The sequence below is a fragment of the Streptomyces sp. NTH33 genome (assembly GCF_003236365.1).
Lineage (GTDB): Bacteria > Actinomycetota > Actinomycetes > Streptomycetales > Streptomycetaceae > Streptomyces.
Window position 1 is genome coordinate 1 of the sequence record NZ_POTZ01000222.1, and the last position, 11,677, is coordinate 11,677.

Here is an 11,677-nt window from a genome sequence, read left to right on the forward strand (position 1 = left end):
GCGTAGGGGAGGAGGGGGGTGGGTAAGCGAACTTATTGGGCCCGGGTATCGCCATGTGGACGAAGGACCTACGACCGCCCGGAAAATCCAGAAGTTCCGGAAGTCCGCCAGCCACAGCCGAGGGATCAGCCGCGACTGCGCCCGGCCCGCTCGGCCTCCCCGGCGCCCCGGGGCCCGTGCTCGATGAGACGCCACACGAGCCGCACGAGTTCGACCGGCTCGAACGGCTTGGGAAGAAAGGCGTCGACACCGGCGTCGAGCCCGGCCTCGACCTCGTATGGCGAACAGGCGCTGACGATGGCGAGAGGAAGATCACGGGTGAGCGGATCGGCCCGGAGCCGGGCGGCGGTCCGCAGCCCGTCCAGCCGGGGCATGACGACATCGAGGGTGATGACATCGGGCCGCACCTGATGCACGACATCCAGACACTCGGCACCATCGGCCGCGGTCACGACCTCGAGCCCCTCGAGCTCGAGATTGACCCTGATCAACTGCCGGATGACCTTGTTGTCGTCCACAACAAGCACCCGGCCGGGAGCGGCTGGCACAACTCGAGAGTAGGTGCGGACCGGCCACCGCGTCCGGGTTTTCCCCACTTCCACCCCGTCCGAGGGACGCCCCGGCTTCCGGTTGGACGCGGCGCCCCCTGGAAAACGTTCATGACCACCCCCACGGAACTGGTAGTGTTCTACTCGTCGCCGCGCAGAGCGCGCCCGACCCCGCCCCCGTAGCTCAGGGGATAGAGCAACGGCCTCCGGAGCCGTGTGCGCAGGTTCGAATCCTGCCGGGGGCACTCGCCGGTCAGAGACCCGAAGCCGTGGTCTGACCAGGGCGGATGCCGACAGAAGAGAGCGGGAGTCAGTCTCACTGGCTCCCGCTCTTCTTCGTTGCGTCTCACTGTTCGCGACACAGCTCCGACACACTCACGTCGCGTTGCGTCATGGCGACGCAGAGGCACGCAAGGTACCGGCGAAGCCGTTGGGAGCGGACGATTACCGACTGCGCACAGCCGTTCCTCTGAGTGTGCACGGGAGAGCTACAGGCATCCGACTGAGGTGAACGAACCACCTCCGTTGCCGGCCCCCGTGCCACCAAAGCACGAGGCGTCACGATTCCCGAACGGCCAAGCCGGAGCCCAAGATCTTGCCGAAGGGCACTATGAGGCCTACTGTCCTGACTTGCTGTCAATTTCGCAGGTGGCCAGGTTGGTTGGGGGTGCCCGGATGCGCGAGCCGGGAGGGTACGAGGTAGCTATCCGCAAGGCGGTGTCTGTCTTCGGCGAGGAGGTGAAACCCAAGCTCAAGGGCTCAACTGGAACGGAGGACCAGCTCCGAGCACCGTTCGAGCGACTCGCCACAGCAGCGGCGGGTGCGCTTGGTTTGAAGTCGACCCTTATCGGCGAGGTGCCACTTGTCGACATAGGCGTCCGACCGGATTATGCCGTCCACATTGCCGACGCGTTAGTCGGTCATGTGGAGTTGAAGCGCCCCGGCGTCGGCGCCGATCCGGAAACGTTCACGGGCCGCAATGCACGCCAGTGGCAGAAACTCAAACTCCTGCCGAACGTATTGTATTCCGACGGCAACCAGTGGGGCCTGTACCGCAACGGGCAGCGAGTTGGAGAACTCGCACGGACTAATCTATCTGTGCGAACCGCTGGCCATAAATTGGCGCCAGCCGATGCTGGCATCTCGAAGGTAATCTTCGATTTCCTCACTTGGAAGCCCCAGCCGCCGAGAAACATAACCCAACTAGTTCACGCTGTCGCCGGACTATGTAAATTGCTCTGCACAGAGGTGAAAGAGGCTCTGGCCTTGGAGAAGGCCGGTAAACGGTTGGAGACATTCACCGTTCTGAAAGAAGACTGGGGCAAGCTACTCTTTCCAAATCAAAGCAACGAAGAGTTCGCCGACCAGTATGCCCAAACAGTGGTTTTCGCCCTGCTGCTCGCACGAGTCGAAGGCATCGCATTCGAGAACGAAACGATGCACGGCATTGCCAATAAACTCGGCAAGAAGCATTCACTCATGGGCAAGGCGTTGGATGTACTAACGGACGACTCCCTTACCGGCCTCTCCACCACTCTTGACACGCTCATACGTGTAATCGGCGCAGTCGACTGGGAAGTCCTCGATGACGGGTCCGGTGACGCCTATCTGCGCCTGTATGAGGACTTCCTCCAAGTCTACGATCCAAAGCTGCGTGAACGGACTGGCTCTTATTACACCCCGAACGGGGTAGTGGCAGCGATGGTCAGGTTCACAGAGGACGTCCTTAGGCAGCGCCTCGGCATATCTGACGGTTTCTCTTCCCCACAAGTGGTGACCGTAGACCCTGCTATGGGCACAGGGACTTTCCTCCTGAACATCCTGGAGCGCGCCGCCCAGTCCATCACCGAAGATGAAGGGCCCGGCTCCGTGGCGCCTCGCCTCCGGGAAATGACTGGTGAGCGACTGATCGGTTTCGAGATGCAGACCGGTCCATATGCAGTAGCCGAACTACGCATGCACGCCAGACTGAAGGACCTTAAATCTGAGGCACCCGCCCAAGGGCTCCGACTCTATGTGACCAACACCCTGGACAACCCGAAGGATGAGTTCAAGTGGCTTCCGGGTACATTCAAGGCTATCGCCGAATCGCGTCAGAAAGCTAACCGAGTAAAGCGTGAAGAGCGAGTCATGGTCGTGCTCGGCAATCCACCATACGACGCCGTAAGTAAGGGGGCAGGGAAGTGGATTGAACTCGGCGACCCCGATGAAGGTGTCCCGGCGCCACTTAATCGGTTCAGACTTCCAGGGAACGGCAAGTATGAGTCCAAGATGTCAAACTTGTACGTGTACTTCTGGAACTGGGCGACATGGAAGGTCTTTGACTGCCATGATGACGCGCAGTACGGAGTAATTACTTTCATCACCCCTCGGGCATGGATCAAAGGCGTTGGCTTTGCGGGGATGCGCAAGTACCTACGATCGGTGGCCGATGAAGGCTGGATCATCGACCTCTCCCCCGAGGGACAACGCTCCGACGGCTCAACACGCATATTTCCCGAAGTCGCACAGGAACTTTGCATTGCGGTCTTTGTGCGCTGGCAGCGACCCGATGACACTGATACCCCTAAGCCTCCGGCGGTAGTCCGGCACCTAGCATTGGGCGGTCATCGCGATCAGAAGATCGAGCAATTGACTTCGATCACGATTAACGACAGCCGTTGGAGAACGTGCGCTTCAGGGGATACAGACCTCTTTCTTCCGCCAGGCAGCGACTTGTGGGAGTCAAGCCCTCGGCTGAGCGACCTAATGCCCTGGTCCTCGCGAGGTGTGACTCCTGGGCGCAGGTGGGTGTACGCGCCCGACCGCGCGACGCTTGTACGACGGTGGCAACTCTTCTTGGCGGCAGATGAAGAAGAAAAGCTTGAAATGTTCCTGAGGGCCGATCAGCGTGGGAAGCCACAGGACCGCGAGCTGCACTCCCTGGTTGACTCCCTCCCCGGTGTCGAGGAGCGGGGGCGGGTGACTCTAGCCGAAGAGACACGCGGCGTGGTCGAACCTGTGCGCGTCGGCTATCGGGCGTTTGATCGCCAGTGGATGATTCCTGACAATCGGCTGACAGTTCGGCCCCGGCGGGACCTCTGGCGCGTCCGAAGCGATGAGCAACTCTTTGTGGTTGAACAGAACGCACACGCAGTACGGGGTGGTCCCGGTCTTGTGTTCAGTTCAGTCATACCTGACATGGACTACTACAATGGGCGCAGCGGGGCAGTGAGACCGCTGTATCGCACCACTGGGCGAGATGCGCCGAACGTAACACCGAAGTTGCTGCAAGTCGTTGCGCAACGACTCAACACCTCAGTGACTGCCGAAGATCTGGTTGCTTACATTGCGGCGATTACCTCTCATCCCGCATATACCGACCGCTTCAAAGAAGACCTTGAGGTCCCCGGCGCGCGCGTACCAATTACTGCAGACTTGACTCTCTGGACCCGTGCCGTCGAACTTGGACGGAACGTGCTGTGGCTGCACACCTATGGTGAGCGGTTTGCGGATCCGTCGGCAGGGCGGCCCGCGCCTCCCAAGCGTCCACGAATGCCAGAGGGCCGTCGTCCAGTCAGCCAGGAAGCCATCCCAGATACCGTGGAGGGCATGCCAGCCGATCTTCGGTTCGACGCAGAATCGAAGAAGCTGTGGATCGGGGCTGGTTGCATTGCGCCGGTCGAGCCGCAAGTTTTCGCTTACTCGGTGTCAGGTTGGAATGTGCTTGATAGGTGGTTCAAATACCGCCGGAAGGATCCAGCGGGCAAGCGGCAACTTCCCCTTGACGAGGAGTACGCGCGTACCTGGCTTCCAGACTGGACGTCGGAACTGCTGGATCTGCTCAATGTGCTCGGTCTCCTCGTCGAACTGGAACCGCAGCAACGGGATCTGTTGGATGAGGTTTGCCAGGGGCGGCGTATAACTAGGGACGACCTCACTTCTGCCGGCGTCCTGCCAGTTCCCAAGTACGCCACAAGCCTTCCAAAACAGGGCGAAGAGGGGGCCATCTTCTAGCGACGGTTAGCCGTTGCAGCGGCTGACGGCGGCAAACTGCGGGATGTCATCGCTACTCGCGCCTTGCCGCCGCCGCCGAGGTTCTCCTGTCAGGTAGTGTCTTCGTCCGCTTCCAGCGATTGCGCAATCTTCGCGTTGGCCGCTTCTTCGTGGCCATCAATACAGCCGTGGTACCGGCGATGGATCACCTCTGGTGAATTCCCAACTCGTCGCGCCACCTCGGCAATGGGTACTCTAGCGTTGAGCCATCGTGTTATGCACGCATGCCGCAGGTCGTACGGCCGCCCGGCAAGCGGCGAGGTATAGCGATCTGGTGGAAGAGCGTACTGCCGCGCTTCCTGCCACACCCGCCAGTATGTGGAAGAGCCGACTACTCCTCCACGCTCGTTCCCAAACAACCGCCCCTCTTCAGCAGTGTCGAACTCCTTCAGATGCGCTCGGAGGATGGCGACCAGGAGAGGCGGGATGGGTACTGGCCGATCGGCGGCTGCCTCACGTGCCTTCAGTCCCCTACGGTCGTGTCGTTCCCCGGAGTCTGTCCACTGCTTGCCGGAGACGGGGCGTGTCTCCCGAAGTGTCAGCGTGCCCCAGCCCGTCTCCGGCAGGTGGCAGTCAGACCGCCTCAGCCCGACCGCCTCAGCGGGCCGCAGTCCCGCGTAGTACAGGACCGCGTAGAAAGCCACCAGGCGCCGCCCGCGGCAGCGATCCCATGACCCGACGTAGGAGACGGCCGTGAGCAACTGCCGGGCCTGTACGGCGTTCACGAGGACGCGGCGGTCCACCACGTCATTGGAGCCGACGTGTTTCCGGCGGGCGCGCTGAAGGGGGTTCTCCGGGAGTTCCCCCGCGACCACGGCGTGTTCGAGAGCGGTGTTCAGAGCGCGGCGCCGCCGCTTGTACGTGTCGCCTGCGGCTGGGGTGCCGTCCAGCTTGTAGCTGAGGCGGTACAGCACATCCTCGAACACTTCAGGGTCGGCCAGATCACCCAGTGGCCGGTCGGTCGTCGTGACCCAGTCGTACGCGGCCTTGAGTTCGGCCGGCGGGTCCTCCCCCGCGTTCGCGGGCACGATCCCCCACCGGAAGGCCAGCCGAAGGGTCTCGTCGTCGGGAGCGTCGTCCCCACGCTTGACCATGGCGAGCGTCACGGCCGCAAGGCCGTCCGCCATGCCCTCACGGGTCTTGGCCGCAGCCGTACGCCACCGCCCGGCCATGTACTTCCGGCAGAACTCGAACCATCGCAACGGCGGCTCGGCGTCCGCTGCTTCGGCGGCTTCGGCCGCCGCGCGCACCTCGGACTCAGGCAGCCCCGATTCGATCTCGAACGCTTCACCACGCCGATTCATGGCCTGCCACAGCTCTGACCGTCGGCTCTCCGCGAGAGCCGACGTGGTGAATGTCTCACCGTGCACTCGCCCTGCGACCACCCACCGGAGGCGCCACGGACGGGACTTGCGTCCAGTCTTGGTCACCTTCCACAGCTTGACGTCGAAGGAGTAGCCCGGCCGGGCCGACCCGCGAGGGCGCCCGGCCGGGACGTCGTTCTCAGTGCTCACGCAGCGTCCTCCCGCTCCGCAAGCCAACGCTCGTACTCCGACCGCCGGATCCGCACGTCGCCGTTCGGGAGCTTGATCGCGCGGGGCCCCTTCCCGAGCTGGCGCCACCGGTAGAAGGTCGACGGGGCGACCTTCAGATCAGCGATGACCTCCTTGACGGTCATCTTCTCGTCCCGTGTACGGGCGCTCATTTCGCCATCCCTTCGGCTTCGTCTGCACCGGACAGGCCGGACAGCTCCAATTCCGACTGTCCGGGAGGTTCGTGCTGGTCAGAGGTAGTAACCGGACAGCCGGACAGTGCGGACACCTCTTGGGCGCCCTGCGTCCGGGTTTCGGTGTCCGGGTAGTACCGGCCGCCGGCGTCCTTGCTGAGCTGTCCGGCGTCGGCCATGCGGTTGCAAGTGCGGCGGATCGTGTCGATGTCGACGTGCGGCAGCTCACCCGCCATGTCCCTCGGCTTGGCGCCGGGGTGGGCACGGACGTACCGCAGGATCGTGGCGCGGGTGTCGCTGACGGTGTGGTCGGAGACCGGGCCGTCCAACAGGTGCCAGGCGCCGGAGGCGGGTTGGAAGCTGAGGGCGTACTCGGCTTCGTCCACGTCGCGACCGGTGACGTGCAAGATGCCGTCCGCCTGCCCACGCGCCCGCTTCAGCACGAGCGTGGCGTCAGCGGCTCCGGCGATGCCGTTGGTGCCGGAGACCTCGGTCAGGAAGTCCTCGGAGCCTGCCTTGCGGACGTGGTGCACGAGGACGACGGCCACGCCGTAGTGGTCGGCGAGCCGCTTGGCGTAGCCGACGGCGACATAGTCCGCGTCGTACGCCGACACCCCGGCCGGGGCCTGTCCGCGCATCTTGGCGAACACGTCGATGACGACCATGCGCGCGTCGGGGTTGCGCTCCAGCCACTGGGCGATGGCTTCGGTCCCGCCCTGCGGGAAGGGCGGGCATTCGGTGACCAGGGTCAGACCGGCGGGCGCGGGCTGGCCCCCGAGCAGCTTGCCCATGCGGGTCTGGAGACGGCGCGGGGTGTCTTCCAGGGCGAGGTAGAGCACCGGCCCGCCCTCGACGGACACGGAGTCGAACGCCTTGCCGCCGGCCGCGACCGACAGCCCCAGTCCAAGGGAGAGCCAGGACTTGCCGACCTTGGGCGGTCCGGCGAGCACGTTGACGCCCTCGGCGAGGATGCCGGGAACGGCCCATTTCGGCTCGGGGAAGTGTGCGGCCATGAGCTGATCGGCCGTCCATGCGGTCCGGGGGCGCTCCCGCTTTGGCGGCGCGATGGGGACCGTCTCGGGGTCGCTGGGCACGGAGTACAGGTGCAGGGGCGGGATGGGGTTGGCGTTCATGCGGCGACCGTCCGGGGGCGACGTGCTCCGGCGCGCAGGCCGGAGGCGATGGTGCGCCGTGCCTCGCGCTCGCCCTGGCCGACTTGGAGCGCGGCCGTGAGGAGCCAGCCGGTGACATCGACTTCGCTCAACTCGCCTCCGGCAACGAGCTGTCCGAGGGCGACCGCGGCGATGTAGAGGCTGTTGTTGTGCTCGTGCGGGCCGGAGCCGGTGACCCGCTGCACCTCTCCGTTGATCGCGGAGCGGAGGAAAGCGGTGCGCCGTCCGTGGCCGGTGAGGGCGACCGTGACGGGTGTCTGTGGGGGCAACGGGGCCGGGCGCAGGAGTTCGGCGAGCCAGCCCGGCAGGGGCGCCACGGGGCCGTGGTGGGTGACCTCGTATGGGTGTCCGGCGAAGGTGCTGCCCGCGCCGACCACGAGTCCGCCCCACGCTCGGGTGTCGACCTTCCAGCCCAGCCCGCGAGCGCTGTCCCCAGCGGTGTTGCGCAGGGGCTCGCCCTCGGGTGCGAGGAAGTACAGGTGGGTGCCGCCGCTCCAGGTGCGCACCGTGTAGGTGTCGGCGGGGAAGGGCTGGCCGTGGCGCTCGCAGAGCACGGCGAGCACGTCGGCGCCGTCGGTGACGCCGTGCTCGGCCCAAGCGGCCGGCGGGGTGTCGCCGGGGTGCTTGGGCTTGTCCAGGTCGATGACGACCAGGCCGGACGGGCCGGTGGCGATGCCGACGTTGAAGGCGGCCACGGACCACGCGCGGGTGATGCGGTCCGGGTCGGTGGTGGCGCGGGTCTCCCAGTCGGAGACGGCCGGGCGCTTGTCACCGGGGATCAGGGGAAAGACACGCCAGTCACGCGACGCTGCGTCAAGCGCGGCGGTGAGCTGGGCAGAGCCGTCCAGGTGCGGCATGCTGGGGGTTCTCCTGTTCTGTCTGCGGATGGGCAGGGAGAACCGCGGCGGCGGGCGACCTTGCTGGGGAGTCCCGCCGCCGCGGCGTAGCTAGTGGTTCGTGGCCCAGTGGGCGTACTCCTGGCGGACGTAGCCGCGCGGGTCGGCGGCGGTGGCCGGGTGCTCCGGCCAGTACGGGGCGCCGTGGTAGTCGCCCTCGCCCTCCCGGTCGTGCTCGATGAGCCGGCGGGCCGCTTCCGTGGCCACCTCCGCCGCGTCACCGCGGGGGCCGTCCTCCTCGGCGCGCAGCGCGATGCGGTCCAGCAGCGCGGCCTTGCGGAGCCAGAACTCCCGCCCCAGGTGCTCGCCGAACGGCTTGTCGGCGGCCGTCCGGGCGGTCCATCCGATCTCGCGGATGAGGCTCGGGGCGAGCGCGTACGCCTCGTCCGGCGTGGGCCACGGTCCGGGCTCGGGGCGGTGGTCGGCGGTGACGTACAGCCGGGTGCGCTCGCCGTCGCGGGTGGGGTAGGTGCGGACGGCGCCGGCGGTGAACGCGCCGCTGAGTGCGGCGGTGATCCGGTCGGTGTCGGCCGGGTCGCAGATGATGCGGATCTCGAACACGTTGCTCCTCTGGTCAGCCGTGGAAGTGGCTGCGCTTGATGACGGCCTTGCGGATGTTGACCGTGGTCCGCTCGCGGTGGCCGCCGGCGGTGAAGACCTGCACGGCGATCCAGCCGCCGAAGACGACGGCGGCCAGGATGATGAGCTGCTGGACGAGCGCGGCGAGTGCGGCGATGAACGAGGTGAGCAGCAGCAGGCCGCCGCAGACGGCGAGGAACCCGACGCCCCCGAGGGCGACGTTCACCGCCGCGCGGGAGACGACCGGCTTCACGGCGACCGGTTCGGGCCTGGTCGGCTCGATGGCGTAGCCGGTGACGACCCGCCCGTCAGGCAGGACCACGCTCGCCACCGCCGGGACGTGCCCCGGCTGCACGGGAACGAGCGGCGCCGCGACCGGCACGGTCTGCGGTATCGGGGTGGGCTGGTGGACTTCCACGGCCCCTTCGAGGGGCGCGTGGCGGACGTGTTCGGGGTACATGCGGAATCCCTTCCGGTGCTCGGTCAGGGAGGCGGAACCACCCCCTTGCGGGGTGGCTGTGGAGGGGGTTTCGGGGGTGCCGGCCTGCGGGCCTCCCTGACTCCCTGATGGATCATTCGTACTGGTCAGGGCCAGGGAGGCGGGCCAGGGAGGGGTTCAGGGAGTTCTCCCTGCCTCCCTGATCCGCCGGGGGCCGACTCCCTGTCATTCGGAGGCGGAAGCGGAACCGTCCGCGTCGCGGTTGGCGAGCGCGCGGGCGACGCGGTCGCGGCCGACGACCATGCGGCCGTCGGACTTGTACGGCTCCGCACCGGCGGCTTCCAGCACCCGCTTGAGGTCGCCGGGCGTCCACTTCCCGTAGGCGTCCGCGTTCAGCGCGGACAGCCGCTTGAGCACGTCCGCGGTAAGCACTCGCGGCGCGTTGCCGAGCACGGTGGCGATGTCGGCGAGCGGGTCGCGCTCCTCGTCCCGCTCGATGACGTGCAGCGTGGTCACCCCGTCGCGCAGCCGCTTGGCCCGCTCGGCGATCTCGGCGGCGGTGTCGGTGTCGATGTAGTGGGTGCGGACGGTGATGGAGGACTGGCCGGCCGGGATGGCGATGCCGTCGGAGGCGACGACGACCGTGCCCTTGTCCAGGCCGGGCCGCAGCAGGTTGGGGGCGGCGCCGCCGTCGACGGCCTTGTCCCCCAGCGCCATGCGGGCCTGCGACTCCGTGCCCAGCGCGAGCGCGGCACGGGTGTGGGCGCCCTCGCGGACCAGCTTGGGCAGGTTCTGGTCGGTGGGGTCCTGCGTGCCCTGCCACAGCAGTACGTTCACCGCACGGCCCTGGTTGTGGATCTTCCGGGCGGCCATGAAGTACCGGGACGTGGCCTTGGAGCCGCCGTAGGGCCGCTTGTCGGCGTCGGTGAGCGGGCACATGAACGCCACCTGCGCCTCGTCCACCAGCAGGATCAGCGGCGGGAACGCGGTGCCGGGCGGCGCCGTCAGGCGCCGCTCCATCTCCGCCACGCCGCCCTCGACCATCTCGGTCGCCTCGATGACGTGCTCGTCGGTCGGCCCCTGGATCAGGACGGTGGCGAGCCCGTCGAACATGGCCCAGTCGCCGGCGCCCTTCAGGTCCGCCACCCGGAACTCGACCGTGCGGTCCAGGGCGAGCCACAGGGCGAGCGCCCGCAGCGCGGCCGTCTTGCCCTGGTTGGACAGACCCGTGATGAGCAGGTGCCGCTGATACAGGCTCAGCGCGGCCGCGTCGCCGCGCAGGTCCTGCCCCCAGGGGGCGCGGCCCTTGGCGTAGTCCGCGGTCAGGGTCTCGTCGGTGACCAGCGGCGACGGGCCGATCGGCTCATCCAGCGCCCCGGAGTCGGCGATCCACAGCCGCACCGTGCGCGCGGCCTGCGGAATGGTGATGAACACCTCGTGTTCGTGGCGGGTGAGGTTCTCCGCGAGCTTCCGCCGCCGGTTCTGCACCTCGATGGTCGACACCCCGGAGGGCAGGGTGACGTCGACCTCGACGCCGCATCCGGCGATGCGGATCGGGCCGAGCATGGACGCGCCGGCGTCGCCCATCTCCTTGATGGCGTTACGCAGTGCGGGCACGCCCAGGTCGCGCAGCGCCTTGACCACGATCGAGGGGGTGATGGGCTCCCCCTCCTCGTTGCGGACGTTGGCGGGAAGCGCCCAGGTGGGCGCGGCCTGCTGGTGACGGCCCACGGCCCACAGGGCGAGCAGGGCCAGGAACGGGCCGATCGAGACGAGCGGCCCCCACACCACCTGGACAATGGTGATCATCAGGCGGATGAACTCGATCACGGCCATCAGCGGGGTGACCACGTCGGTGGCGTCCTTGTTGGCGATGGCCAGCACGACCCCGAGGGCGACCAGGCCACCGATGCCCATGCCGGTGCCGACCAGCATCCCCTTGGCCGCATCGACCGGGGAGTGCAGCAGGTCCATGCGGCGGCGGTGGCGGGCCTCGCGGAAGCGCTGCCCGCGCTCCTCCCACTCCGCGGCGGCCTCGTGGTTCCCGGCGGCCTCCGCCGCCCGCAGCATCCGCTCATAGCGGGCGGCGGTCCGGCCGTCCCAGGTACGCCGGGCCACGATCCGCGCCCCGCCCACCACATACAGGCTGTGCCGGGCGACCGCGCGGGCGGCCGTGACGGTGGTCTCGTGGGTGACGGCCGACCTGATGGCGCGGCCGGAGCGGACCCACAGCGGCACCACCGGCGCGACCGGCGCGTCGGGGACGACGGCCAGCGGTGGGC

9 protein-coding genes and 1 tRNA gene are annotated in these 11,677 nt (G+C 67.2%); 2 read left to right on the forward strand and 8 right to left on the reverse strand.

Features of this window, described 5'->3' with window-relative positions:
* Positions 1–125: 125 nt before the first annotated feature.
* Positions 126–596 (reverse strand): response regulator, encoded by a 471-nt coding sequence (locus C1I97_RS20885; RefSeq protein WP_111004757.1) that lies wholly within the window; start codon positions 594–596, stop codon positions 126–128.
* A 125-nt stretch (positions 597–721) separates the two neighbouring features.
* Here C1I97_RS20885 and C1I97_RS20890 point away from each other — a divergent pair.
* Both C1I97_RS20890 and C1I97_RS20895 read left to right on the forward strand, forming a co-directional pair.
* Positions 722–793, forward strand: a tRNA-Arg gene (locus C1I97_RS20890).
* A gap of 430 nt (positions 794–1,223) precedes the next feature.
* Positions 1,224–4,544 carry a type ISP restriction/modification enzyme gene (locus C1I97_RS20895; protein WP_111004751.1) on the forward strand — a complete coding sequence of 1,107 codons (3,321 nt, stop codon included), beginning with the start codon at positions 1,224–1,226 and terminating at the stop codon, positions 4,542–4,544.
* Between the two features lie 89 nt (positions 4,545–4,633).
* On the opposite strand, the gene C1I97_RS20900 is transcribed toward C1I97_RS20895, so the two are convergent.
* The 7 genes from C1I97_RS20900 to C1I97_RS20930 all read right to left on the reverse strand — a co-directional run bounded on the left by C1I97_RS20900 (position 4,634) and on the right by C1I97_RS20930 (position 11,669).
* Positions 4,634–6,097 (reverse strand): tyrosine-type recombinase/integrase, encoded by a 1,464-nt coding sequence (locus C1I97_RS20900; protein WP_181446825.1) that lies wholly within the window; start codon positions 6,095–6,097, stop codon positions 4,634–4,636.
* Positions 6,094–6,288, reverse strand: a complete 195-nt coding sequence (locus C1I97_RS20905) for a helix-turn-helix transcriptional regulator (protein ID WP_111004752.1) — start codon at positions 6,286–6,288, stop codon at positions 6,094–6,096. The genes C1I97_RS20900 and C1I97_RS20905 overlap by 4 nt, the downstream gene beginning before the upstream one ends.
* Positions 6,285–7,442 (reverse strand): AAA family ATPase, encoded by a 1,158-nt coding sequence (locus tag C1I97_RS20910; RefSeq protein WP_111004753.1) that lies wholly within the window; start codon positions 7,440–7,442, stop codon positions 6,285–6,287. The genes C1I97_RS20905 and C1I97_RS20910 overlap by 4 nt, the downstream gene beginning before the upstream one ends.
* Complete coding sequence (locus C1I97_RS20915; RefSeq protein ID WP_111004754.1) at positions 7,439–8,338, reverse strand: bifunctional DNA primase/polymerase; 900 nt, start codon at positions 8,336–8,338, stop codon at positions 7,439–7,441. The genes C1I97_RS20910 and C1I97_RS20915 overlap by 4 nt, the downstream gene beginning before the upstream one ends.
* Positions 8,339–8,428: 90 nt before the next feature.
* Positions 8,429–8,938 (reverse strand): hypothetical protein, encoded by a 510-nt coding sequence (locus C1I97_RS20920; RefSeq protein WP_111004755.1) that lies wholly within the window; start codon positions 8,936–8,938, stop codon positions 8,429–8,431.
* Between the two features lie 13 nt (positions 8,939–8,951).
* Complete coding sequence (locus C1I97_RS20925) at positions 8,952–9,416, reverse strand: hypothetical protein (RefSeq protein ID WP_111004756.1); 465 nt, start codon at positions 9,414–9,416, stop codon at positions 8,952–8,954.
* A 204-nt stretch (positions 9,417–9,620) separates the two neighbouring features.
* The gene (locus tag C1I97_RS20930) at positions 9,621–11,669 is read right to left on the reverse strand and encodes an ATP-binding protein (protein ID WP_258382665.1); all 2,049 of its coding nucleotides are present in this window, start codon (positions 11,667–11,669) and stop codon (positions 9,621–9,623) included.
* Positions 11,670–11,677 lie beyond the last annotated feature (8 nt).